The 25975-nt window shown below is 29.7% G+C and carries 23 protein-coding genes; 21 read left to right on the forward strand and 2 right to left on the reverse strand.

Going from position 1 to position 25975, the window contains the following annotated elements:
- The first annotated feature begins 85 nt into the window (after window positions 1–85).
- The 21 genes from CLSA_RS01280 (at window position 86) to CLSA_RS01385 (ending at window position 24508) form a co-directional block, all read left to right on the forward strand.
- Complete coding sequence (locus tag CLSA_RS01280; protein ID WP_022743597.1) at window positions 86–1690, forward strand: NAD(P)/FAD-dependent oxidoreductase; 1605 nt, start codon at window positions 86–88, stop codon at window positions 1688–1690.
- Window positions 1691–2085: 395 nt separating this feature from the next.
- Window positions 2086–2994 carry a phosphate butyryltransferase gene (gene ptb, locus CLSA_RS01285; protein ID WP_022743598.1) on the forward strand — a complete coding sequence of 303 codons (909 nt, stop codon included), beginning with the start codon at window positions 2086–2088 and terminating at the stop codon, window positions 2992–2994.
- A gap of 27 nt (window positions 2995–3021) precedes the next feature.
- Entirely contained in the window at window positions 3022–4089 is a 1068-nt protein-coding gene (buk, locus tag CLSA_RS01290) for a butyrate kinase (RefSeq protein ID WP_022743599.1), read from the forward strand.
- Between the two features lie 694 nt (window positions 4090–4783).
- On the forward strand, window positions 4784–5257 hold the full coding sequence (locus tag CLSA_RS01295; protein WP_022743600.1) for an HD domain-containing protein: 474 nt from the start codon (window positions 4784–4786) through the stop codon (window positions 5255–5257).
- A gap of 15 nt (window positions 5258–5272) precedes the next feature.
- Window positions 5273–6082, forward strand: a complete 810-nt coding sequence (gene folP / locus CLSA_RS01300; RefSeq protein ID WP_022743601.1) for a dihydropteroate synthase — start codon at window positions 5273–5275, stop codon at window positions 6080–6082.
- A gap of 11 nt (window positions 6083–6093) precedes the next feature.
- The gene (gene folK / locus CLSA_RS01305; protein WP_022743602.1) at window positions 6094–6909 is read left to right on the forward strand and encodes a 2-amino-4-hydroxy-6-hydroxymethyldihydropteridine diphosphokinase; all 816 of its coding nucleotides are present in this window, start codon (window positions 6094–6096) and stop codon (window positions 6907–6909) included.
- 437 nt (window positions 6910–7346) lie between these two features.
- Window positions 7347–8180: an AIM24 family protein gene (locus tag CLSA_RS01310; RefSeq protein WP_022743603.1), complete on the forward strand. Its 834-nt coding sequence runs from the start codon at window positions 7347–7349 to the stop codon at window positions 8178–8180.
- Between the two features lie 280 nt (window positions 8181–8460).
- Window positions 8461–8772, forward strand: a complete 312-nt coding sequence (locus CLSA_RS01315; protein WP_022743604.1) for a YerC/YecD family TrpR-related protein — start codon at window positions 8461–8463, stop codon at window positions 8770–8772.
- 343 nt (window positions 8773–9115) lie between these two features.
- Window positions 9116–10462, forward strand: coding sequence for a phosphoglucosamine mutase (glmM, locus tag CLSA_RS01320; RefSeq protein WP_022743605.1), 1347 nt, complete (start codon window positions 9116–9118; stop codon window positions 10460–10462).
- Window positions 10463–11353: 891 nt separating this feature from the next.
- Entirely contained in the window at window positions 11354–11797 is a 444-nt protein-coding gene (locus CLSA_RS01330; protein WP_022743606.1) for an Hsp20/alpha crystallin family protein, read from the forward strand.
- 168 nt (window positions 11798–11965) lie between these two features.
- On the forward strand, window positions 11966–12385 hold the full coding sequence (locus tag CLSA_RS01335; protein ID WP_022743607.1) for a hypothetical protein: 420 nt from the start codon (window positions 11966–11968) through the stop codon (window positions 12383–12385).
- 539 nt (window positions 12386–12924) lie between these two features.
- Window positions 12925–13434 carry an acetolactate synthase small subunit gene (gene ilvN, locus CLSA_RS01340; RefSeq protein WP_022743608.1) on the forward strand — a complete coding sequence of 170 codons (510 nt, stop codon included), beginning with the start codon at window positions 12925–12927 and terminating at the stop codon, window positions 13432–13434.
- 101 nt (window positions 13435–13535) lie between these two features.
- Window positions 13536–15131, forward strand: a complete 1596-nt coding sequence (gene cimA / locus CLSA_RS01345) for a citramalate synthase (protein ID WP_022743609.1) — start codon at window positions 13536–13538, stop codon at window positions 15129–15131.
- A 9-nt stretch (window positions 15132–15140) separates the two neighbouring features.
- On the forward strand, window positions 15141–16406 hold the full coding sequence (gene leuC / locus CLSA_RS01350) for a 3-isopropylmalate dehydratase large subunit (RefSeq protein WP_472298008.1): 1266 nt from the start codon (window positions 15141–15143) through the stop codon (window positions 16404–16406).
- 12 nt (window positions 16407–16418) lie between these two features.
- Window positions 16419–16907, forward strand: a complete 489-nt coding sequence (leuD, locus tag CLSA_RS01355) for a 3-isopropylmalate dehydratase small subunit (RefSeq protein WP_022743611.1) — start codon at window positions 16419–16421, stop codon at window positions 16905–16907.
- A gap of 177 nt (window positions 16908–17084) precedes the next feature.
- Window positions 17085–18167 carry a 3-isopropylmalate dehydrogenase gene (leuB, locus tag CLSA_RS01360; protein WP_022743612.1) on the forward strand — a complete coding sequence of 361 codons (1083 nt, stop codon included), beginning with the start codon at window positions 17085–17087 and terminating at the stop codon, window positions 18165–18167.
- 5 nt (window positions 18168–18172) lie between these two features.
- Window positions 18173–19831 (forward strand): dihydroxy-acid dehydratase, encoded by a 1659-nt coding sequence (gene ilvD / locus CLSA_RS01365; protein ID WP_022743613.1) that lies wholly within the window; start codon window positions 18173–18175, stop codon window positions 19829–19831.
- 33 nt (window positions 19832–19864) lie between these two features.
- Entirely contained in the window at window positions 19865–21538 is a 1674-nt protein-coding gene (gene ilvB / locus CLSA_RS01370; RefSeq protein ID WP_022743614.1) for a biosynthetic-type acetolactate synthase large subunit, read from the forward strand.
- 12 nt (window positions 21539–21550) lie between these two features.
- Window positions 21551–22555, forward strand: coding sequence for a ketol-acid reductoisomerase (gene ilvC, locus CLSA_RS01375; RefSeq protein ID WP_022743615.1), 1005 nt, complete (start codon window positions 21551–21553; stop codon window positions 22553–22555).
- A 340-nt stretch (window positions 22556–22895) separates the two neighbouring features.
- Window positions 22896–23147 carry a GIY-YIG nuclease family protein gene (locus CLSA_RS01380; protein ID WP_022743616.1) on the forward strand — a complete coding sequence of 84 codons (252 nt, stop codon included), beginning with the start codon at window positions 22896–22898 and terminating at the stop codon, window positions 23145–23147.
- Between the two features lie 188 nt (window positions 23148–23335).
- Window positions 23336–24508 (forward strand): CapA family protein, encoded by a 1173-nt coding sequence (locus CLSA_RS01385; RefSeq protein WP_022743617.1) that lies wholly within the window; start codon window positions 23336–23338, stop codon window positions 24506–24508.
- Between the two features lie 527 nt (window positions 24509–25035).
- Here the strand turns inward: CLSA_RS01385 and CLSA_RS22315 are convergent.
- On the reverse strand, window positions 25036–25152 hold the full coding sequence (locus CLSA_RS22315) for a bacteriocin (RefSeq protein WP_022743618.1): 117 nt from the start codon (window positions 25150–25152) through the stop codon (window positions 25036–25038).
- Between the two features lie 79 nt (window positions 25153–25231).
- Entirely contained in the window at window positions 25232–25966 is a 735-nt protein-coding gene (locus CLSA_RS01390) for a beta-barrel domain-containing protein (RefSeq protein WP_022743619.1), read from the reverse strand.
- Between the last annotated feature and the right edge of the window lie 9 nt (window positions 25967–25975).

Here is a 25975-nt window from a genome sequence, read left to right on the forward strand (position 1 = left end):
AGAATATAAATATAATCTTTGACATATTATTTTATTTCATATGCTAAAAGTAAATTGTTTTTGAAGGGAACAGGGTGATAATAGAATGCCTATAAGAATAAATAATATAAATTTGAGTATAGACGATGAATTTGAAGTTTTAGAGAAAAAGATTTGTAAAAAATTAAAAGTATCTAAAGATAATATTAATAAGATAGAAATTATAAAAAAAAGTACTGATGCAAGAAAGAAGAATGATATAAAATTTAATTATTGTGTAGATGTAATTTGTGATAATGAGAAGAAAATACTTTCTAAATTGCATGATAAAGATGTAAAAATTGAAGAGGTTAAGGAAATAGAACAAGTAGTTAAAGGAAATGAGGAATTAAAATCTAGACCAGTGGTTATAGGGTTTGGTCCGGCTGGAATCTTTGCAGCGTTAACTTTAGCAAGGCAAGGATATAAACCAGTTGTGTATGAACGCGGGGAAGATGTTGATAACAGAACTAAGTCTGTGGAAAAGTTCTGGAATGAAGGAAAGTTAAATCTTGAATCAAATGTTCAATTTGGAGAAGGTGGAGCTGGTACATTTTCAGATGGAAAATTAACTACAAGAATTAAGGATCTTAGATGCAAATTTGTATTAGATGAATTTGTAAAAGCAGGAGCACCGGAAGAAATCAAATATGAAAGTAAGGCACATGTGGGTACTGATCTTTTAAAGGGTGTAGTTAAAAATATAAGAGAAGAAATTAAAAGTCTTGGCGGAGAAGTGCATTTTAATTCTAAGTTAGAAAAAATAGAATTTGAAAATGATAAATTAAAGAGCATAATTGTTAACGGAAAGAAAAGTAATTGTGAAGCATTGATTCTTGCAATAGGACACAGTTCTAGAGATACATATGAGATGCTATGTGAAGAAGGGGTTTCAATGGAAGCTAAGGCATTTGCTATAGGAGTGAGAATTGAGCATCCTCAAGAATTAATAAACATAAGCCAATATGGAGAAAATCATAATCATTCTAAGTTACATGCTGCTGATTATAGATTAACTTATCAAAGTGAAAGATTAAAAAGGGGAGTATATTCTTTCTGTATGTGTCCAGGTGGAGTTGTTGTTGCAGCTGCTTCAGAAGATGGAAGACTTGTTTCTAATGGTATGAGTTATCATGCAAGAAATTTAGAAAATGCTAATTCGGCATTAGTTGTAACTGTTTCACCAGAAGATTTTGAAGGAACATCACCACTTAGAGGGATGGAATTTCAAAGACATTATGAAAGTTTAGCATTTAAATTAGGTGGAGGAAATTATAAAGCGCCAGTACAGCTAGTTGGAGATTTCATGAAAGATAGACCATCAACGAAATTAGGAAAAGTAACTCCAAGTTATACAGCTGGATATGAATTTAGAGAATTAAAAGAATGTTTACCAAGTTATGTAATAGAAGCTCTTAAAGAAGGCATTGTAAATTTTGATAAAAAGATAAACGGATATGGAAATGATGATGCAGTTTTAACAGGAATAGAAACTAGAACATCAGCACCAGTTAGAATTCATAGAAATGAAACCCTAGAAAGTACCAATGTAAGTGGATTATATCCAACAGGTGAAGGGGCAGGTTTTGCAGGAGGAATAATTTCTGCAGCTGTTGATGGAATAAAGGTAGCAGAGTACATAATTAAAAAGTTTGATTTACCTAGAAATTAAGGTATGGCTTGATGAAAGTAATCATGGTATTTTAGAATTGTTATTTTTTATTTGCTTAATATTAAATAATCATTATATTTAAATAAAGGTTGTCTCGAAATTGAAACAATTGCATTTATTGGTGTTAAAATATATGCAAAAATAAAATGTTTTTGAGGCAGCCTTATAATATATTTACATGTAATTTATGTAAAAAAATTAATTTCTCAGTAAAAATTTAATTTAATTAGTAAAATCATGGACATTTTGAACTATTTTTTGTTACAATAGTATGTGAAAGAAATATTTTTTTGCACATGATTGACATAAATTTAACAAGGTGAGGTAATTAAGATAATTAAAAATTAATTATAAATACAAATAAAATTTACTAATTAAAATAAGAGGTGTATAAAATGAGTAAAAGTTTTGATGATTTACTATCAAGATTAAAGGAAATTCCAACAAAGAAAGTTGCAGTAGCAGTAGCTCAAGATGAACCTGTATTAGAAGCGATAAAGAAAGCTTCAGAAATGAATATAGCTCAAGCAATATTAGTCGGTGATAAGAAAGAAATACAAGAGATAGCAAAGAAAATAGATTTAGATTTATCAAATTATGAAATAATGGATGTTAAAGATCCAAAGAAAGCTACATTAGAAGCAGTTAAATTAGTATCAAGTGGACACGCTGATATGTTAATGAAAGGATTAGTAGATACAGCTACATTTCTAAGAAGCGTATTAAATAAAGAAGTAGGACTTAGAACTGGAAAATTAATGTCACATGTAGCTGTTTTTGAAATAGAAGGATGGGAGAGATTATTCTTCTTAACAGATGTAGCATTTAATACATATCCAGAATTAAAGGATAAAGTAGGCATAATAAATAATGCGGTTTCAGTTGCACATGCATGTGGAATAGATGTTCCAAAGGTAGCATCAGTATGTCCAGTTGAAGTAGTAAATCCAGGAATGCCATCAACACTTGATGCAGCATTATTAGGAAAAATGTCTGATAGAGGACAATTAAAAGGATGTATAGTTGATGGACCATTTGCTTTAGATAATGCAATATCAGAAGAAGCAGCTCATCATAAAGGTGTTACTGGTCCAGTTGCTGGTAAGGCAGATATATTATTATTACCAACTATAGAAACAGGAAATGTAATGTATAAGACTTTAACATATTTTGCAAAATCAAAAAATGGTGGAATATTAGTAGGTACATCAGCTCCAGTTATCTTAACTTCAAGAGCGGACTCATTTGAAACAAAAGTTAATTCAATTGCTTTAGCAGCATTAGTTGCAGCAAAAAATAAATAATTAATTGAATTTAAAGGGGGATTTACTATGTCATATAAATTATTAATAATTAATCCAGGCTCAACATCAACAAAGATTGGTGTTTATGAAAATGAGAAGGAATTGTTTGAAGAAACATTAAGACATACAAATGAAGAAATAAAGAGATATGATACAATATATGATCAATTTGGATTCAGAAAAGATGTTATTTTAAAAGTTCTTTCAGAAAAGAATTTTGATTTAAAGACTTTAAGTGCAGTTGTTGGTAGAGGTGGAATGCTTAAACCAGTAGAAGGCGGAACTTATGCTGTTAATGACGCTATGGTTGAAGATTTAAAAGTTGGGGTTCAAGGTCCACATGCTTCAAACCTTGGCGGAATCCTTGCAAGATCAATCGGAGATGAATTAAAAATACCTTCATTTATAGTAGACCCAGTTGTTACTGATGAATTAGCAGATGTAGCTAGATTATCAGGAACTCCAGATATTCCAAGAAAGAGTAAATTCCATGCTTTAAATCAAAAGGCAGTTGCTAAGAGATATGGTAAGGAAAGTGGAAAAGGATATGAAAATTTAAATCTTGTTGTTGTTCACATGGGTGGAGGAGTTTCAGTTGGAGCTCATAATCATGGAAAAGTTGTAGATGTGAACAATGCTTTAGATGGAGATGGTCCATTTTCACCAGAAAGAGCTGGTTCAGTACCTGCTGGAGATTTAATAAAGATGTGTTTCAGCGGAAAGTATAGTGAATCAGAAGTATACACTAAAGTTGTAGGTAAGGGCGGATTCGTAGGATACCTTAATACAAATGATGTTAAAGGAACTATAGACAAAATGGAAGCAGGAGATAAAGAATGTGAAAAAATTTATAAAGCATTCCTTTATCAAATAACAAAAGCAATTGGAGAAATGTCAGCTGCATTAAATGGTAAGGTTGATCAAATAATACTTACTGGTGGAATTGCATATTCACCAACATTAGTTCCAGATTTAAAATCAAATGTTGAATGGATAGCTCCAGTTACAGTATATCCAGGAGAAGATGAATTATTAGCTTTAGCTCAAGGTGCTATAAGAGTTCTTGATGGAGAAGAAGAAGCTAAAGTATATTAGAATATATATGTTATATAAAAAATGACCAATTAAAGATGTATTATCTGCTTTATATTAGATAATGAATTAAAATATAGGAATTTATTAGATGATTTTACACGTACAAAATTGCATAAAATAAAAGAAGCATATTGATTTTTATTGTTTTGAATATGATTAATTAGCTGTCTTAAAATAAATTTTGGTTAAAATATACTGCATGTTTTAAAAATAGAACAAGCAGTATATTTAATTAATTTTTATATTTTAAGACAGCTTTTTTGTATTTAAAATTGTTAATTAGACAACGTCATTAAACTATATAGACATTACAATAATAGAGGTTTCTGCTAAAAATGAGTTGTGAAATTTGTTGATGAAATGTATTTTCATTCTTTAATTTGATTAGGAAAAATGCAGGAATGGGATAAAGCCTCGTTTATAAAGTTCCAACGAATTTTCATAGTTCTGTGAAACAAAAATGTATTTGAGTTCGGTAAGTTGCAAAATAAGTTTAAGTTGCAAAATATTTATGTATAAAAATAACTTGAATTTACATGTTATAAAATATATAATACCTCAAAATAGATAAATAAAAGATTGATATATTATGTTTTTAAACTTATAGTAAATATATATTCAAATGAAGTTATTAATACATATATGTTGTACAAATATACAGAGCAAAAAATAATAAAATTAATTGGGGTAAGTTATGGAAAGATTTAATTATATTTTGAATGATGAAAAATACATAGATTATTTGAAAAGAAATAAAAAATTTGAAGAGAATAGAAGATTTTGTAGACATAATCTTGAACATTTTTTAGATGTTGCGAGGATTGCTCAAGAGATAAATTTAGAAGAAAATTTAGGATTTAAAAAAGAAATTATATATACCACTGCAATTTTGCATGATATAGGAAAGTCATTTCAATATGAAAATGGAACACCACATGAAATAGCGTCTTGGGAAATTGCAAAAGAAATTTTAGAAAATTATAATTTTAATGAAGAAGAAATTGAGTTGATAGAACAGGGAGTACTAGGTCATAGGAATAAATTAAGTGATGGATTTTCATTACTTATATATAGAGCAGATAAATTATCTAGATTATGTATTTCTTGTAATGCTATAGATGAATGCAAGTGGAGCAATGAGAAGAAGAACTTCAAAATATATTATTAGGAGGCTTTATATATAATGAAAATAGGCAATAAAGAATTTAAAATTGGTGAAAGAACATATATTATGGCGATATTGAATTTTACTCCAGATTCATTTTCAGATGGGGGAAAATTTAATACAGTGGATATTGCTATAGAACATGTGAGAAAGATGATAGAGGATGGAGCAGATATAATAGATGTAGGGGGAGAGTCAACTAGGCCAGGTTATACATTAATAAGTGATGAGGAAGAGATAGAAAGAGTCGTACCAATAATAAAAGCTATAAAAGAAAATTTTGATATTTGCGTATCGATAGATACATATAAAGCTAGAGTAGCTGAAAAAGCATTAGAATCAGGTGCTGATCTTATTAATGATATATGGGGATTTAAAAAAGATAAGGACATGGCAAAGGTTGCAGCAAAATACAATGTACCTTGTTGTTTAATGCATAATAGAGAGAATAAAGAATATAAAGATTTGATGGAAGATGTATTGGATGATTTAAGGGAATGTATAAAAATTGCTAAAGAAGCTGGAGTAAAGGATGAAAATATAATACTAGATCCGGGTATAGGATTTGGTAAAACTTATGAGCAGAATTTAGAAACTATGAATAACTTAGAGAAATTTAAAGAACTAGGATATCCAATACTACTTGGAACATCAAGAAAATCAATGATTGGTCTTACTCTAGATTTACCAGTAGAGGAAAGAGTAGAAGGAACTATAGCTACAACTGTTATTGGAATAATGAAGGATGCTTGTGATTTTGTCAGAGTTCATGATGTATTAGAAAATGCAAGAGCAGCAAAGATGACTGATGCAATTGTAAGAAGATAGGTGGATGAGTTTTGGATAAGATGTATATAAAAGATTTAGAATTATTTGGATACCATGGAGTTTTTGAAGAAGAGAAGAGATTAGGTCAAAAATTTATAATATCCTTAGAATTAGATTTAGATTTGAAATTTGCAGCAAGAACTGGAGATTTAACAAAATCAGTTCATTATGGAGAGTTATGCGAAAAGGTAGAAAATGAATTTTTAAAGGAAAGCTATGATCTTATAGAAACAGCAGCTTTAAATTTAGCAGATTTTATTTTAAATGAGTATAAGATAATAAATGGAGTGAAAGTGTTTCTTAAAAAACCATGGGCACCTGTAAAAAAACACTTAGATACTGTAGAAATAATGATAGAAAGAAAAAGACATAAGGCATATATAGGGCTAGGATCAAATATAGGGAACAAGGAAAAAAATCTAAATGATGCAATACATAAAATATCAGAGCAAAAGAATATAATAATAACAAAGAAATCCACGTTCATTGTGACAGAACCATGGGGATATTTAGATCAAGAAGAATTCGTAAATGGGGTTGTAGAAATTGAAACAACACTAGAACCAGAAGAACTTATGGATTTGTTACTTAAAATTGAATTGGAACTTAAGAGAGAACGATTAATAAAATGGGGACCTAGAACCATTGATTTGGATATACTGATGTATGATGATTTGATTTCAAATGATGAAAAAATAATATTGCCGCATCCAAGAATGCATGAAAGGGAATTTGTTTTAAAACCATTAAATGAAATAGCACCATATCTTCTACATCCTATATTAAACAAGAGAGTGTTTACATTATTAGAGGAAATTCAAAAATAGAATTAAGATAGTATAAGGTATATTAAAAATAATAAGTTGTATTTGTAATTTATATTTTGATATCAGATAAGTAAGTAAAATTAATTTATAGGTTGTGATTGATTTTACTAACATGGTATAAAGAAAAATAGATTACAATAATGCTTGTTAATTTTCTAATATGCCTTATTTAATGTGTTATTTAGTAGTAATTAGGATTTAGTATCATTTTTTTATGTACTTTTATTGCACAATGTTATGTTATACATGTTATATTCAGAAGTTAATAATTCCTTCTGACAACATATGTTGATTTAATTAAATTATAGGTATATTTTTGAAAATAATTGACGAGATTCATATAGTATAGAGTAAAATACAAATTTGGAAAACTAAGTTATATTTGGTTTTGTTATTTTATGCTTTGATTGATTTCAGGGCATGCAAGGAGTGGTATTATGAGAAGTTCATTAAATTTTACAAATAAATTAAATATGCTAGCTCAGATGGAATATGATTCTAAATTTCAAATTTTAGAATATGAAAGCTTAGATGGAGCTACAGATGTTGAGACTGCTTTTGGACTAAATATCATTAGAAAAAACGGAATAAAGTTGAAGCAAGTAAGGATAATTCTTGAGAATAGTGCAGTGAGATTAGAAACAGGTGCTTTGAGTTATATGAAAGGTGATATAGAAATAAAGAATAAATTAGGAGGGGTATTAGAATTAGGTAAGAAACTAATATCGAGTAAATTGACAGGAGAAACTGTATTTAAACCAATTTACAAAGGCACTGGAGAAATATTTCTAGAACCGTCTTTCGGACATTTTGCATTAATAGAATTAGAAGATGATGAAATAATTATTGATGATGGAATGTTTTTTGCATGTGAAGAAGGTATAGAAATTGACGTAACTATGCAAAAGAATATTTCATCTGCAGTATTAGGAAATGAAGGGCTTTGTCAGACCAGATTAGAAGGCAGTGGAATTGTTGTGATTAAGATTCCAGTTCCAGAAAGTGAAATATTTAAGTGTGTACTTATTAATGATACATTAAAAGTTGACGGGAATTTTGTAATTCTAAGGACTGGCAATATTGAATTTTCAGTAGAAAAATCGTCAAAGTCTATTGTTGATTCTTTGACTAATGGAGAAGGTTTGGTTAATGTATATAGGGGGTCAGGAGAAGTTTGGCTTATGCCTACTAAAAGTATATATAAAGATTTACATATGAGTAGAGTTACTAATTCAACAAAATTACAGGATACAAATGATGAAGAAATATAGCGAAAATGTTTATATTCGGGCAAAATTAGAAAATAATAAATCTAAAATGCGATGCTTATTTCAGGTCAGATGGGAAATTAAATTGTGATTATAGTGGAGTTATTGGTATAATTTATTGAAGAACTGTGGTATAAAACAAACAATTATATTGATTTATGATTTGTTTTTTGATTTTGCCTTGTTACTTTGATATATTAAAGTTGTAAAGGGACTTATACATGGGTATAATTATAGAGATAAATTATTTATTATACATTCGCAAAAATAAAGAGGTGGTAAGGTGAGTTCTTTAGAATCAAAAATTAAAAGTAAGGAATTAGATTTATTCTTTAAAGCAATATTAGAACTTGAAGATTTAGATGAATGTTATAAGTTTTTTGAAGATGTAGCTACGATAAACGAAGTTAAAGCATTAGCACAAAGATTACATGTAGCAAAGCTACTTAAAAATAAAAAAACTTATTCAGAAATAGCAGAAATAACAGGGGCTAGTACAGCAACTATTAGTAGAGTTAATAGATGTTTAAATTACGGAAGTGATGGATATAATCTCATATTAGAGAAAATTAAAGATGAGAACATAGATGAATAAGAATATTATCCAATAAATAAACAAGCATTATTGCGATAAATGGTATTAATAGTAGAATTTTTAGTAAAAAGAAGAGATTGTAAATTCTCATGAAAAATATTATACTATTTAAGGTAAAACACATGTAAAAGTTAAAATATGTGTTATTTTTAATGGACACTTTAAGATATGATAATAATAGAATGATTATAAAGCATCCAAAAATTAACTACTCACTAGATTCAGCAGATAGAGTGAGCGAATCAAAGTTATTGTAAAATAATTTTTTAATTAAGAAGTAGTATGTTTTTATATGGTAGTTTTTTTAAAGGTGCTCAACACAATGAAAAAGTGAGGTAAAATTATGGGTAGAATGTTTGGAACTGATGGAGTTAGAGGAGTTGCAAATACGGAATTAACAGCAAGAATGGCATATGATCTTGGAAGAGCAGGTGCATATGTACTAACAGAAGGAGCTCACAAGCCTAAGATACTAGTTGCTAAGGATACAAGAATATCAGGTGATATGTTAGAATCCGCATTAATATCAGGAATACTATCAGTAGGAGCAGAGGCAGTAGTACTAGGGGTAGTACCTACACCTGCAGTTGCATATTTGACAAGAAAGTATGCAGCCGATGCAGGTGTTATGATTTCTGCATCTCATAATCCAGTAGAGTATAATGGAATTAAATTCTTTAACGACAAAGGATACAAACTTTCAGATGAATTAGAGGATGAAATTCAAAGAGTCATAGAAAGCGATTTTGAAGGAGTACCAAGTCCAACGGGTATAAATATAGGTAGGGAAACAATAGAAATATCAGCTTTAGATGATTATATTGAATTTGCTAAAAGTACAGCACCATGTTCACTAAAAGGAATGAAGATAGCATTAGATTGTGCAAATGGTGCGTCTTACAAGTCTTCAGTAAAGGCTTTTAGAGAGTTAGGAGCAGAGGTATTTGTAATTAATGATAACCCAGATGGAACAAATATAAATGAAAAATGTGGATCAACACATCCAGAAGAACTAATGGAATATGTAGTTAAAAAGGGATGTGATATGGGATTTGCATTTGATGGAGATGCAGATAGATGTTTAGCAATTGATGAAAAAGGAACTTTAATAAGTGGAGATTTCACATTAATGTTATGTGGAAGTTATTTGAAGGAACTTGGAAAATTACATGATGATACTTTAGTTGTAACTGTAATGAGTAATTTAGGTTTAGATATTGCATGTAAGAAACTTGGAATAAAGCTTATTAAAACTGCAGTTGGAGACAGATATGTATTAGAAGAAATGATTAAGGATAATTATGTTTTAGGTGGAGAACAATCTGGGCATATTATATTCTTAGATTATAATACAACTGGAGATGGTTTAATTACTGCACTTCAAATAGCAACAATAGTTAAGAAAAAGGGAGAAACTTTATCAGAGTTATGCTCAATAATGAAAGATCTTCCACAAGTATTAGCTAATGCAACAGTGCCAAACAGCAAAAAAGATTTATATCTATCAGACGAAGAAATACAAGAAGAAATAAAGAAAATAGAAGACGCGTTAAATGGGGTTGGAAGAGTTCTTATAAGACCTTCAGGAACAGAACCATTAGTTAGAGTAATGCTTGAAGGCGAAAATCAAGAGGAAATAGATAAGATGGCTCATGGTTTAGCTGCATTAATTGAAAAAAAATATAATTAATATAAGCCACATTCAAAAAAATAACAAGTACATCTGCCAAGAGTATTTTTCATCATGCTGCGTTAGCAGATTACCCTAATAGACCGCTATGAGGGTAATTAGCTTCCTTGCCTGATGAAAAATAATCATGACATTCTGGACTTGTTATTTTCTTTTATGTACTTATTCTATAAATAAACAACTCAGAATTTAAAATTATGTGATGAATAACCGAAATAAGAGGAATTCTTTAGCTTGGTTGCTAGATAATCTGGATGTGGATTTCTATCAGCAGAAGTTGTACTCGTTCCTGCATGCTCCTCAAACAAGTTAAGGATAAGTAAGAATGAGACAACTTCTACTGAAGAAATACCTATAGCCCAATTATCAACGCAACGCAAAAGAATTTCTCTTATTTCTAGTGTACAATATATTTCATAGTATAAATTTAGGTAATTAATTGTTTATATATAGATATAGGGTTAACTCATTATAATCCACATAACTGATAAATAATGTATTTCAAGCATAAATAATTTTATGTTTCTCAATATTTAACATATATTACTGTAGTTGCTGGATTGGGGTTAAGCATATGATGGTTTATCTATAATTTTAAGTAATATTTTTTAGTTTTTTTAAAAATATTTTTTAGAAATTAAATTTAAATTTTAAAAATTATTATTTTAATTCAAATGTTTAAGTCACAGTCTAAAAATAAATAAGTTTGAATTTGCTAGATAAAGAAAGATAATTCAAGTTATAATTAGATATTTAATAATAATTAAAATATAAATTAAAAAAAGAAAAATTAAAAGAATATATTAACTTTGACTTTCTTTGACCTTAAAACTATAATTTATATTGTAAAAAGAAATAAATCATAAGCCAATATTTAAGGAGGTTTTTAGTATGTTTGGATTGATACCTTTTAAAACAAATAGTGTTAAGAATGAAGGAGGTGTATTTAATAATTTTCTAACAGATTTTTTCAATGATGATTTCTTTTCACCAATGAATGTTAGTAATGTTGGAAGTTTTAATGCAGATATAAAAGAAACAAGTAACGAATACATTCTAGATGCTGAATTACCTGGTGTTAAAAAAGAAGATATTAACCTTGAATATAGAGATAATAATTTGATTATTTCTGCTAAGAGAGATGAAATCATTAATGAAGAAAAGGACAACTATATAAGAAGAGAAAGATCTTATGGTCAATTTTCAAGAAGTTTTTATGTAGGAAATGTTGATAGAAATGCGATAAGTGCAAAATTTGAAAATGGAGAATTACATGTAGTATTGCCTAAAATTAATAAAGTTATAGATAATTCTAATAGAATAGAAATTCAATAATTAAATATATTTAGGAACATGAAAGAAAATAGTTGATAAGTAGTTTTTAATAATTATTTATCAACTATTTTTATTGTTTTAATAAGAAAATTTTTCATAGAATAACCTAAGTAAAGTATGGGGAAAAATAAGACTGTGATAAAATTATTCAATTAAGGAGGTAATTATATGAGCAATGAACCTTATAACGAATATTTATTAGTAATGCCAAACGGTAACTGTAAAGGATTTAATGATATAGAGGGAGTAAAAGCATATATAAATAATTATTATGAAAGAAGATTAGATGATGTTTTTCATAAAGATGGATATAATGATGCTACTGAAACAGGTGGAGATGAATGTAGATTAAATGTATTCACTCAATTAGGTGTTGAAGAAGGAAAATGTGAAATATATAAAACAGAAGAATTTATTAATATGATTAATGAAGAGATGACTTTTGAAGAAGATAGGGCAGAAATAGTTTCAAAATTATCAGAAGCAAAAATGGATTTTAATATATATGATTACGGTTTAGATGAACTTTTAGCACATATTCAGGAAGTTGAATATATGGAGAATTTTGGAGATAAGGTTAGAGGTTAGAGTAATATGTTATTTCAATGTTAAAAAAAGGTTATATTTAAATTATTAATTATAATCATCTAAAAAGTTTATATAATTAAATAAAATTCCGACGTGTTGATAAAGTGATAAAAAAATAGGTATATTATTATTAAAAGAGTAATTTACATATATTTTAAATGAGATAAAAAACAATAATGAAAAATATATTACTAAAATGTTGACATTGATAAAAGTCGGGAGTAAAATTACTTCAACAGGAAAACTTAATAGGTCCTTAAGCAATTAAATGCGAAGATGGAGAAGGTTATCTAGTAGATAAGTTGCAGAGAGTCGATGGTTGGTGAGAATCGATACTTTAGCTTTATAATTATCCCTCCTGAGCAAAGTCCAGAAAGAGAAAAAAATATTTCTTGAGTAAAAGATATTCGGTGTGCATCCGTTATATGCAAGGGTTTGTTAGAACCTAGTGATATTTGTAAGGCGGAATTTTATCCCACTTCTTATGATTTATATCATTAAGGGTGGATTTTTTTAACCATTTTTAAGGGGGCTAGTTAATGGGAAAATATATATTATCTGTTTTAGTTAAGAATTCATCAGGAGTTCTAAGTAGAGTTAGTGGTTTGTTTTCTAGAAGAGGATACAACATTGATAGTTTAACTGTTGGCAGTACTGAGGATAATTCTATTTCAAGAATGACTATTACTCTTATGGGTGACGATGATGTTTTGGAACAGGTAAAAAAACAATTAGATAAGCTAGAAGATGTGATTAGAGTTGTAAGTTTTAAAGTTGATGAATGTGTATATAGAGAGCTTGTCTTGATCAAGGTGAGAGCAAACGCAGAAAATAGAGCTGCTATAAATGAGACAGTAAAGATTTTTAGAAGTAAGATAATAGATTTATCAACTGATACTTTAACAATTGAATTGACTGGGGATGAAAGCAAAATATCAGCACTGATAAATTTGATGAAGGAATATGGAATTGAAGAATTGGTGCGAACAGGGGTTACTGCACTCCAAAGAGGGGAAAAGACAATAAATAATTCTTTAAAAGATTATTAATATAAAGCAATAACAAATAAGGCAATAAATTGATTGGGCTAAGTAATATAGATTTTTTAAAAGCAATAAGGCAATGGCAAAAATAAAAGGGGGAAAAATATATGGCTAAGAATCAGGTGAAAATATTTGATTCTACGCTCAGAGATGGAGCTCAAGGCCATGGAATTTCATTTTCTTTAGAAGATAAAATTAAAATTGTAAAAGCATTGGATGATATGAAGGTTGATTATATTGAAGCTGGTAATCCTGGATCAAATCCAAAAGATATGGAATTCTTTAAAAGGCTTAAAGATATTGAACTAAAGAATGCAAATGTAGTTGCATTTGGATCAACAAGAAGACCTGAGATTAAGGTAGAGGAAGATAAAAACCTAAAAGATTTATTATTATCAGGGGCAGATACAATAGTAGTCTTTGGAAAATCATGGACGTTTCAAGTTACAGATATCATAAAGACAACATTAGATGAAAATATTCAAATGATAAAAGATACAATTGAATATTTGTGTAAGGATGGTAAAAGAGTAATATTTGATGCAGAACACTTTTATGATGGATACAAATCGAATAAAGATTATGCAATGAAAACATTAAATGTAGCACAAGAGGCAGGGGCTGAAACAATTGTTTTATGTGATACAAATGGTGGAACACTACCACAAGAAATATATGAGATAACTAAAAATGTTAAAGAAAATATACAAGTAGAAATAGGAATACATAGTCATGATGATATGGGAATGGCAGTAGCAAATTCAATTATGGCGGTGGAAGCAGGGGCAAAACAAGTTCAGGGTACTTTTATTGGTATAGGAGAAAGATGTGGAAATGCTAATTTGAGTGCAATAATACCAATACTGAAGTTGAAGCTTGGATATGATATCTTAGATAACAATGAATTAGTAAATCTTACAAAAACATCTCGATACATCGCAGAAATATGTAATATTACCTTAGAAGATCAAAGTCCTTTTGTAGGAAATTCATCTTTTGCACATAAAGGTGGTATGCATATAGATGCGGTAACAAAATCACCAAAGTCGTATGAACATATCAAACCTGAATTAGTAGGCAATAAAAGAAGATTCTTAGTTTCAGAAGTAAGCGGTAAAAGTACAATATTTCAAGAAATAAAAAAAATATTTCCAAGCATATCTAAAGATGATAACTCAGTTCAAAAAATTACAGACAGGCTAAAAGAATTAGAATATGAGGGATATCAATTTGAAGGAGCCGAAGGCACTGTTGAATTGGTTATAAGAAAAATAATTGGAAAATATAAACCTTTCTTTAAATTAAACCATTTTAAGATTATAGGAGAACAACCTTATGGCTTAGAGAAATTTAGTTCAACAGCGGTAATAAATATAACCGTTGATGGGCAAAATGAAATGACAGCAGCGGAAGGGGAAGGTCCGGTAAATGCACTAGATAAAGCAATAAGAAAGGCACTTGAGGTATTTTATCCAGAATTAAAAAAAGCAAGACTTGTAGACTATAAAGTTAGGGTTTTAGATTCAGAAAGTGCAACAGAAGCAAAAGTAAGAGTTTTAATTGAATCTACTGATGGGATAGAAAAGTGGAGTACAGTGGGGGTATCTCGAGATGTAATTCAAGCAAGTTGGATAGCTTTGGTTGACTCAATAGAATATAAATTAATAAAAGATATAGAGAAAAAAGTGAAAGCATATTTTTAAGGGGGGCACATTAAAATGGGAATGACAATGACTCAAAAAATACTAGCAGCACATGCAGGATTAGAAAATGTAAAAGCAGGGCAATTAATAGAGGCTAATCTTGATTTAGTATTGGGAAATGATATTACAACTCCAGTAGCTGTAAATGAATTTAAAAAATTTGGAACGGATAAAGTCTTTAGTAAAAGTCAAATTGCAATTGTTCCAGATCACTTTACTCCAAACAAGGATATTAAAGCAGCAGAGCAAGTTAAATATGTAAGAGAATTTTCAAATAAAATGGGAATTGAAAATTTCTTTGAAGTAGGTGAAATGGGAATTGAGCATTGCCTAATTCCGGAAAAAGGATTGGCAGTTGCAGGAGATGCAATTATAGGTGCAGACTCACATACTTGTACGTATGGAGCACTTGGTGCTTTCTCAACAGGTATTGGATCAACTGACATGGCAGCTGGAATGGCTACAGGAAAAGCTTGGTTTAAGGTACCAGCAGCTTTAAAATTTGTTCTTAAGAACAAGCCTGCTAAATGGGTAAGTGGAAAAGATATAATTCTACACATAATTGGAATGATTGGTGTTGATGGGGCATTATATAAATCCATGGAATTTGTAGGAGAGGGACTACAATATCTTTCAATGGATGATAGATTTACGATGGCAAATATGGCTATTGAAGCAGGTGGAAAGAATGGAATTTTTCCAGTTGATGATAAAACCATTGAATATTTAAAGGAACATGCAACAAGAGAGTGGAAAGCTTACGAAGCAGATGAAGATGCTGAATATGAAGAAACATATGAAATTGACTTAAGTACATTAAGACCAACAGTGTCATTCCCACATTTACCTGATAACACAAGAACAATTGATAATGTTGGGGAAGTTGAGATTGATCAAGTAGTAATTGGATCATGTACTAATGGTAGAATTTCAGATTTAAGAGTAGCTAGAGATATTCTTAAAGGTAAAAAAGTTAAAAAGGGAATCAGATGTATAGTTATCCCAGGTACTCAAAAGATTTATCTACAATCATTAGAAGAAGGAATAGCTAAAGATTTAGTGGAAGCAGGTGCAGTATTTTCAACACCAACTTGTGGGCCATGTTTAGGTGGACATATGGGGATTTTAGCAAAAGGTGAAAGAGCATTGTCAACAACAAATAGAAACTTTGTAGGAAGAATGGGTCATGTTGAATCTGAAGTGTATCTTGCAAGTCCAGCAGTTGCAGCAGCATCAGCAATAACAGGAAAAATCACTGATCCAGAATTAGTATAGGGGGATTAAGCAATGAGCGTAAAAGGTAGAGTATTCAAATATGGAGATAATGTAGATACAGATGTAATAATTCCAGCAAGATATTTAAACACATCAGATCCTAAGGAACTTGCAATGCACTGTATGGAAGATATAGATAAAGAGTTCGTTAATAAAGTAAAACAAGGGGATATAATTGTTGCAAATAAAAATTTTGGTTGCGGTTCATCAAGAGAACATGCTCCATTAGCAATAAAAACAGCAGGTGTCAGCTGTGTTATCGCATCAACTTTTGCAAGAATATTTTATAGAAATTCAATAAACATTGGATTACCAATTTTAGAATGTGATGAAGCTGTAAAAGGTATAGATGCTGGAGATGAATTAGAAGTAGATTTTTCAACGGGTATTATTAAAAACTTAACTAAAAATCAAGAGTATCAAGGCGAACCATTTCCAGAATTCATGCAAAAAATTATTGATAACGATGGATTAATTGGATACATAAGAAATAACAAATAATGATTAATAAGTAATAAAGAATAAATATGAATGTAGCAATCAATAGTTAACAATTATTATAAAAAAATTGTAAAAGAATTTTTGTGATAAATCTATCTTTAAAGAAATTACGAAATAATTTCAACTTTAATTGTTAATTATTCACTGATAACTGAATATACGGGGGGCGTTTTTATAATGAAATATAATATAGCAGTAATAGAAGGCGATGGAATAGGTCCAGATATAGTTACTGAGGCAATAAAAGTATTAAATACTGTAGGAGAAAAATTTAATCACAAATTCGAATATGAATATGTATTGATGGGTGGATGTGCTATAGATAAAGAAGGTACACCACTTCCAGAAGCAACTTTGGATGTGTGCAAAAAAAGTGATGCAGTTCTACTTGGTGCTGTTGGTGGTCCTAAATGGGATGATCCTGATTCAAAAGTAAGGCCAGAACAAGGTTTATTAGGACTTAGAAATGGGTTGAAGCTTTATTGTAATTTAAGACCAGCAGTATTATATGCACCATTAAAAAATGAGTCACCACTTAAAGATGAAATTGTTAAGAACGGAATTGATATTTGTATAGTAAGAGAATTAACAGGAGGTATTTACTTTGGAGAAAGAGGTACTGAAGTAATTGATGGTGTTAAGAGTGCTTATGATACTGAAAGATATAATGTAAATGAAATTAGAAGAATAGCTAAAATTGCATTTGAAACAGCAATGAAGAGAAATAAAAAACTTACAAGTGTTGATAAAGCTAACATATTAGATAGTTCAAAACTTTGGAGAAGTATAGTTAATGAAATGGCTAAGGATTATCCAGAAGTTGAAGTAAATCATTTATATGTTGATAATACAGCAATGCAATTAGTTAAAGATCCAACTCAATTTGATGTAATTGTAACTTCAAATATGTTTGGAGATATTTTATCAGATGAAGCTAGTATGGTTACAGGTTCAATAGGAATGTTACCTTCAGCGTCTTTAGGTGATGGAACACTTGGAGTATACGAACCAATCCATGGAAGTGCACCAGATATAGCAGGAATGGGAATTGCAAATCCATTAGCAACTATACTTTCTACAGCTATGATGCTTAGACATAGTTTTTCATTAGAAAAAGAAGCAAAGATTATTGAAAATGCTGTATTAAATGTTCTTGAAGACGGATATAGAACTGGAGATATAATGACAGAAGGAAAGACAAAAGTTGGAACAGTTGAAATGGGAGATTTAGTTTGTAAAAAAATTAAGGAAGGGAAGTAGAATTTATGAAAAGTGATGCAATAAAGAAAGGGCCTGGTAAAGCAGCTCAAAGATCATTGCTTAAATCAGGTGGATTAACAGAAGAAGAGATAGCAAAGCCATTAATTGGAATAGTTTCAGCTCAAAATGATATTATTCCGGGACACATTAACTTAGATAAGATAGTTGAAGGTGTAAAAAAGGGAGTATTAATGTCTGGTGGAACACCACTTGTATTTCCTGCAATTGGAGTTTGTGATGGAATAGCAATGGGACATGAGGGAATGAGATATTCATTAGTAACAAGAGAGCTTATTGCAGATTCGATTGAATGTATGGCTAAAGCTCATGCTTTAGATGCATTAGTATTTGTTCCAAACTGCGATAAGATTGTTCCAGGAATGGTTATGGCAGCGTTGAGAGTAAATGTCCCATCAGTTGTTGTAAGTGGTGGACCAATGCTTGCTGGAAAATTTAATAAAAAAGCAGTTTCACTTTCAACTATGTTTGAAGCTGTTGGGTCTTATGAAGATGGAAAAATGACAGAAAAAGAGTTATGCGATTTAGAAAACTGCGCATGTCCAACTTGCGGTTCATGTTCAGGAATGTTTACTGCAAATTCAATGAACTGTTTATGTGAAGTTTTAGGATTAGCATTGCCGGGAAATGGTACTATTCCAGCTGTATTTTCAGAAAGAATAAGACTTGCTAAAAAAGCAGGTATGGCTGTAATGGATATGTTCAATAAAGATATTAAGCCAAGAGATATAGTTACTGAAAGAAGTATACAAAATGCATTAAAATTAGATATGGCACTTGGATGTTCTACAAATAGTGTACTTCATATAACTGCTATTGCAAATGAAGCAAAAATTGATATGAATTTAGATATTATAAATGAATTATCAGCAACAACTCCAGATCTTTGTAAATTAGCACCAGCATCAGATGTTCACATAGAGCAATTATATGAAGTTGGTGGTGTAGCAGCTGTAATGACTGAATTATCGAAGAAAGATTTATTAGATTTAGATTGCATTACAGTTACAGGAAAAACTCAAGGAGAAAATATTAAAGGGATTGAAGATACTGAACATGAAGTAGTTAGATCTATAGACAATCCATTTAGTGAAAATGGTGGTATAGCAGTCTTAAGAGGGAATTTAGCTCCAGATGGTGCAGTTGTAAAAAGAGCAGCGGTTTTACCAGAAATGTTAAAACATGAAGGTCCAGCTAAGGTATTTAATTCAGAAGAAGAAGCTAACGAAGCTATCTTTAATAAAAGAATACAATCTGGAGATGTAATAGTTATTAGATATGAAGGACCAAAAGGTGGTCCGGGTATGAGAGAAATGCTTCAGGCTACAGCAGCAGTTGCTGGAATGGGGCTAGATAAATCAGTAGCATTAATTACAGACGGAAGATTTAGTGGAGCTACAAGAGGAGCATCAATTGGGCACGTTTCTCCAGAAGCAGCAGATGGTGGAATGATTGGACTTTTAAAAGATGGGGATATTATATCAATAGATATTAATAATGCAAAGCTTGATGTTAAATTAAGTGATGAAGAAATAGAAGAGAGAAGAAAGAACTTTAAACCTCTTGAACCAAAGGTTAAAGAAGGATATTTAGCTAGGTATGCTAAGTTGGTAAGTTCTGCAAGCGAAGGAGCAATACTTAAATAATAACAATTTTATAAGAGCAAAGGAGTGAATAAAATGTTATTAACAGGGGCAGAGATATTAATAAAGTCGTTGCTAGATGAAAATGTAGAAACGATATTTGGATATCCAGGGGGAGCTGTACTTAATATATATGATGAACTATATAAATATAAAGATAAAATTCATCATGTTTTAACTTGCCATGAACAAGGGGCAGCTCATGCAGCAGATGGTTATGCAAGAGCTACTGGAAAGGTTGGTGTATGCTTAGCAACATCAGGACCAGGAGCTACAAATTTGGTGACGGGTATTGCTACAGCATATATGGATTCAGTTCCAATGGTAGCAATTACAGGTAATGTAGCGACATCATTATTAGGAAAAGACAGCTTTCAAGAAGTTGATATAACTGGGATTACAATGCCTATAACTAAGCATAACTATATTGTTAGAGATGTTAATGATTTGCAAAATATAATAAAGGATGCATTTTATATAGCACAAGAAGGAAGACCAGGACCAGTACTAATTGATATTCCTAAGGATGTAACTGCCAATAAAGCAGAGTATACTAAGCTAATTCCAAAGGAAATAACAAGAAGTTCAAAATATATAACTGAAAAATCTTTGCAAAAAGCTATAGAGTTAATAAATCAAAGTGAAAGACCATTTATATATGCAGGCGGAGGAATAGGAATATCAGGAGCAACGCAAGAGTTAATTGATTTTGCAGAAAAGATAAATGCACCTGTTTCAACATCTCTTATGTGTATGGCAGCATTTCCAAATGATCATGAATTATATACAGGAATGATAGGAATGCATGGAACAAAAGCATCAAATATTGCAGCAACAAAGTGTGATTTATTAATTACTCTTGGTGCTAGATTTAGTGATAGAGTTATAAGTCATCAAAATCACATTAAAAATGCAAGGATATTACAAATTGATGTAGATTGTGCTGAAATTAATAAAAATGTGAAAGTTGATTCTAGCATTGTTGGAGATTTAAAGATAGTACTAGATAAATTATTACCATTAATCAGTAGAAAAAATAATGATGAATGGCTTGGAAAAATTAATAATTTAAAAGAAAACAAAAAAGTATTAATAAATGATACTACAACACCGGAATTATTATTTGATAAATTAAATTCATTAAATGATGGAAGTTTTGTAATATCTACTGAGGTTGGCCAACATCAAATGTGGGCAGCTCAACATTTTAAGTTTAGAAATGAAAGAACATTTATAACTTCAGGTGGGCTTGGAACAATGGGATATGGCCTAGGAGCAGCCATTGGAGCTCAAACAGGTAGAAAAGATAGAAGAGTATTTAATATTGCTGGAGATGGAAGCTTTGGAATGAACTGTAATGAATTTGTTACAGCTGTTAAGAATAACCTTCCAATAATTCAAATAGTAATGAATAACAATTGCTTAGGGATGGTTAGGCAATGGCAAAGTCTTTTTTATGAGCAAAGGTATTCTGAAACAACGTTAGATAGACCAACAGATTATGTTAAACTTGCAGAAGCGTTTGGTGGAAAGGCGTTTAGAATAACAAAGCCAGAAGAAATAGATGAAGTATTAGAAAAAGCTCTGGATTCACAGGGTCCAGTTCTTATAGATTATTTAATAAATAATGATAAAAAAGTTTTTCCTATGGTTGCACCTGGTGCACCAATTAATGAAATAATAAATGAAGAAGATATTAAAAATAACTAGGGGGTTATACACATGCCAAAAATGTATTATGAAAAAGACACAGATTTAAATTTATTAAAAGGAAAGAAAGTTGCCGTAATAGGTTATGGTAGCCAAGGTCATGCACATGCATTAAATCTTCATGAAAGTGGAATAGATGTAGTTGTAGGATTATATAATGGAAGTAAGTCTTGGGAAAAAGCAGAAGAAGCAGGACTTAAAGTTGCAACAGTTGCAGAAGCAGCAAAAGCAGCAGATATCATAATGATCTTATTACCAGATGAAAAACAAGCTAAAATTTATAATGAACAAATAGCACCAAATTTAGAAGAAGGAAATGCATTAGTATTTGCTCATGGATTTAATATTCACTTTGGACAAATAACTCCACCTGCATTTGTAGATGTATTCATGGTTGCACCTAAGGGACCAGGACATTTAGTAAGAAGAACATATACTGAAGGTGCTGGAGTACCATGCTTAATAGCTGTATATCAAGATGCATCTGGAAAAGCAAAACAATACGCTTTAGCTTATGCAAATGGAATTGGGGGAGCAAGAGCAGGGGTTCTTGAAACTACTTTCAAAGATGAAACAGAAACAGATTTATTCGGAGAACAAGCAGTTCTTTGTGGTGGAGTTTCAGAACTTATCAAAGCTGGATTTGAAACTTTAGTAGAAGCAGGATATGCTCCAGAAAATGCTTATTTTGAATGTATGCATGAAATGAAATTAATCGTTGATTTATTATATCAAGGTGGATTAAGCATGATGAGATATTCAATTTCAGATACTGCTGAATATGGAGATTATCAAATTGGTAAGAGAATCATCACAGATGAAACTAAGAAAGAAATGAAAAAAGTTCTTACTGAAATTCAAGATGGTACATTCGCTAAGAACTGGTTATTAGAAAACCAAACTAATAGACCAGGATTTAATGCAAGAAGAAGAATGGAAGCTGAACATCCAATTGAAAAAGTTGGTAAGGAATTAAGAGGAATGATGAGCTGGATCGATACAGCTAAAGTAGACTAATATTTATTCCATTCAGGTAAGAATATTAGCAAATGCAGAATAAAATTATTGTTAATATGTTTGCAAAATAAAAATACTAGAATAATGGGAGGACTTCCATTGTTCTGGTATTTTTTTATAGATAATTACTTCAATGTATATATTTATTCAACATATCGGTATTTTTTAATACATATAAAAAGACCTATTAGAAAAATAGTTATCAAGGATATAATATTTAAAGTATATGGAATATAAATTATTTCTATCCTTTCATATCCTTTATCTATAATTTTAAAAAAGTATGTTATGATAGGATATAGATGATGTCAATATAATTATGTGTAATTAGAGGTAAATAATGAATTATGTATATATAGTAGAATGCTCAGATGGAACATTTTATACAGGATGGACAAATGATTTGGGAAAAAGAATTGATATGCATTCAAAAGGAATAGGAGCAAAATATACAAGAGGTAGAGGTCCGGTAAAATTAATATATCATGAAGAATTTGAAGATAAAAAATTAGCTATGAAGAGAGAATATGAGATTAAGCAATTTAGTAAAAAACAAAAAATATTATTAGTTGAGGCACACTCAAAAAAATAATCACGGAATTTTGCAATTGTTATTTTCTTTCATGTACCTAATAAAAATAATGTATAAGGGAAAAATACTTTTATAAAAACGTTTCTATAGTGGAAGTTATGAGAAAATTGCACCAGATTAACAATTAATTTTTACTAATGCAGTATTCACTTAATGATTAAGTGAAGAGAGATAGAAGGGAGATATGCATGCGAAAAAGGGCATCAAGAAAAAGGCGAAATAGGTATAAGAACAATTTAGGAAAAATATTTTTGGCTATTATGTTTATTGGTGTAATAATTATTAGTATGTTTATTTTTATCAATAGAGTGTTTTCTGTTAAAGAAGAAAAAAATGTTGCTCAAGAAATTGAAAATCCAGCGAAAGTTGAGAATAAAGCAGAGGAAGAAATAAAAGAACCAGTTAGAAAAGAAATATTAATCTCTTTTGCAGGAGATTTTACTTTAGGAACAGATGATAAATTTGCATATGATAGTAGTTTGCCAGCTGCATTTATTAATAATGGAAGTGATTATTCTTATTTTATGCAAAATGTATCAAGTATTTTTGGGCAAGATGATTATACATTAGTTAACCTTGAGACAACATTGACAGATTCAGATATTAAAGCACAAAAAGAAGGAAACGTGGTTTATAATTTTAAAGGTCCTAAAGAATATGTAAATATTCTTAATAATGCTTCAATTGAAGGTGTAACAATAGCTAATAATCACATCTATGATTATGGAACTCAGGGAGTACAAGATACTATAGGTACGTTGCAGCAAAATAATATAGATATATGTGGAGAAGGGTATAAGATTTTAAAACAGATAAAAGGAGTTAAATTTGGATTTTTAGGTTATACAGGTTGGAATAATAGTGATAATTTTAGAAATGCCATAATAAATGATATAAGCGAATTGAAAAAACAAGGAGCAGATGTTGTAATTCCATATTTTCATTGGGGAATGGAAAATGATTATGAACCAGATTATAATCAACAAAGCATTGCAAGGTTTGCCATTGATAATGGTGCGGATTGTGTCATAGGGTCGCATCCTCATGTACTTCAAAGTATGGAAAACTATAATGGTAAATTAATAGCTTATTCTTTGGGGAATTTCTGTTTTGGAGGAAATTCAAATCCAAGTGATAAAAGAACAGTTATACTACAACTTAAGGTTGACATTGAAGGTAATAAAATAGAAAATTTTGAGTATAAGGTAATTCCTACAATGATTTCGTCTAGAAGTGATACAAATGATTATATTCCAACGCCAGCAACTGATGAAGATAAAAATAATATATTAAAAACATTAAATGAGTTATCACCAAGTTTAAATGGAAACATAAAAGATGACTTCTTTTATATACAATAGAAGATAATATACATATAAAAGATTTAAGTTTATGTGGGTTATAATAATTGGAAATTATTATAAGAGACTTTTTATTGTATTTAAGAATACCACAAGTTTGACTTTTACTTGCGAAAAGCCTTTAGCAATACCTAGAAAAAACAAACTATCTTTGTAAAATTATGGTTATATGCCGATAAAGACCATAATACACAAATATTTACATAATAAATAATATCAGTTAGTATTTGAAAAATAAAGGCATAAGTTTATGTTTGGTAAATCCTTATCATGTTAATAAAGCAAAGCGTATACTGGAAAGTATGTATATAAAAGGAATAACATAAATTTATACTTAGGATTTGTTGAGAAAACACTAAGTACAAATTTATTATGAAAAAAGTAGTAGATAGTTTTGTTTTTATATAAAACTACCTACTACTTTTTTGTGTAATAATTTTCTTTTAAATGAAAATGAGCATTGTTCTAGACATGATTTTAATTAGTTTTAGATGCTCCATTTAAAAATTTTACTATATGATAATTTGTTAGTTTACGGGATCCCATGGATTACGTCTATGAGGAAATGGAAATCTCATATCTCCTGGATCCATAATGATCCCACCATTAATTTTTTGTAATTCTTTTTCATCTAAATCTTTCATTTTAAAAACTCCTTTATTTTATAATATATATAATAAACACAAATAGATTTTTTATGTGTCTATTTATCGCATTATCAAATTAATTTAATATGTTGATTTTTTCTAAAAAATATTTAAAATAAGAAACTTGTCTATTTATTATCCTAGCTTTGACCATCATTCCATTTTTTATATCTAAACTATTTCCTTTTATATCTTTTATGTTAATTGTATCTAATGAACATGTTGCAGTATAATAATTATTTCCATTGTTTGATTTTGCATCATTACTTATATTTTCTAATGTAGTTTTTATAGCTCCATATTCAGTTTGAGGAAGTGATAATATTTCTAAGCTTACATCTTGTCCTTGCTTTATATTAAGAATATCTTCATTATTAATATAAAGATTGACTTTTTTTTGTGTTTGATTAGAAGGAATAATTTTTGCAATTTCTATTCCATTTTGAATGAAATCACCTACATTAATATCTTGAATTAAGCTAATAATTCCATCACATTGAGCTTTAATAATAGTGTTATTGTCAAAACTTATCAATATATCTCCTTCTTTAACAAGCTGTCCATCTTTTATATTTGTATTTATTATGGTTCCATTAGTTCTAGTATAAATATCACATATTTCACCTTTAGGGCGAATTTCTCCAGTTGCAGTAATAACTATATATTTTTGAGCAAATATGGACCATGTTGTTGCTAAAATTAATAATAATCCAATTATATAAAACATATATTTTGAAAAAGAATTTGGATGGTTTTGCATTATCTCTATTGAATCTGTTATGTCTTTTAACTCTTCAATTTTATATTTCATTAACACATA

This window comes from Clostridium saccharobutylicum DSM 13864 (assembly GCF_000473995.1).
Taxonomy (GTDB): domain Bacteria; phylum Bacillota; class Clostridia; order Clostridiales; family Clostridiaceae; genus Clostridium; species Clostridium saccharobutylicum.

Coding starts and splice junctions, on each gene's coding strand:
- CLSA_RS01280 (WP_022743597.1), top strand. CDS start 86: ATGCCTATAAGAATAAATAATATAAATTTGAGTATAGACGATGAATTT.
- ptb (WP_022743598.1), top strand. CDS start 2,086: ATGAGTAAAAGTTTTGATGATTTACTATCAAGATTAAAGGAAATTCCA.
- buk (WP_022743599.1), top strand. CDS start 3,022: ATGTCATATAAATTATTAATAATTAATCCAGGCTCAACATCAACAAAG.
- CLSA_RS01295 (WP_022743600.1), top strand. CDS start 4,784: ATGGAAAGATTTAATTATATTTTGAATGATGAAAAATACATAGATTAT.
- folP (WP_022743601.1), top strand. CDS start 5,273: ATGAAAATAGGCAATAAAGAATTTAAAATTGGTGAAAGAACATATATT.
- CLSA_RS01310 (WP_022743603.1), top strand. CDS start 7,347: ATGAGAAGTTCATTAAATTTTACAAATAAATTAAATATGCTAGCTCAG.
- glmM (WP_022743605.1), top strand. CDS start 9,116: ATGGGTAGAATGTTTGGAACTGATGGAGTTAGAGGAGTTGCAAATACG.
- CLSA_RS01330 (WP_022743606.1), top strand. CDS start 11,354: ATGTTTGGATTGATACCTTTTAAAACAAATAGTGTTAAGAATGAAGGA.
- CLSA_RS01335 (WP_022743607.1), top strand. CDS start 11,966: ATGAGCAATGAACCTTATAACGAATATTTATTAGTAATGCCAAACGGT.
- ilvN (WP_022743608.1), top strand. CDS start 12,925: ATGGGAAAATATATATTATCTGTTTTAGTTAAGAATTCATCAGGAGTT.
- cimA (WP_022743609.1), top strand. CDS start 13,536: ATGGCTAAGAATCAGGTGAAAATATTTGATTCTACGCTCAGAGATGGA.
- leuD (WP_022743611.1), top strand. CDS start 16,419: ATGAGCGTAAAAGGTAGAGTATTCAAATATGGAGATAATGTAGATACA.
- leuB (WP_022743612.1), top strand. CDS start 17,085: ATGAAATATAATATAGCAGTAATAGAAGGCGATGGAATAGGTCCAGAT.
- ilvD (WP_022743613.1), top strand. CDS start 18,173: ATGAAAAGTGATGCAATAAAGAAAGGGCCTGGTAAAGCAGCTCAAAGA.
- ilvB (WP_022743614.1), top strand. CDS start 19,865: ATGTTATTAACAGGGGCAGAGATATTAATAAAGTCGTTGCTAGATGAA.
- ilvC (WP_022743615.1), top strand. CDS start 21,551: ATGCCAAAAATGTATTATGAAAAAGACACAGATTTAAATTTATTAAAA.
- CLSA_RS01380 (WP_022743616.1), top strand. CDS start 22,896: ATGAATTATGTATATATAGTAGAATGCTCAGATGGAACATTTTATACA.
- CLSA_RS01385 (WP_022743617.1), top strand. CDS start 23,336: ATGCGAAAAAGGGCATCAAGAAAAAGGCGAAATAGGTATAAGAACAAT.
- CLSA_RS22315 (WP_022743618.1), bottom strand. CDS start 25,152: ATGAAAGATTTAGATGAAAAAGAATTACAAAAAATTAATGGTGGGATC.
- CLSA_RS01390 (WP_022743619.1), bottom strand. CDS start 25,966: ATGAAATATAAAATTGAAGAGTTAAAAGACATAACAGATTCAATAGAG.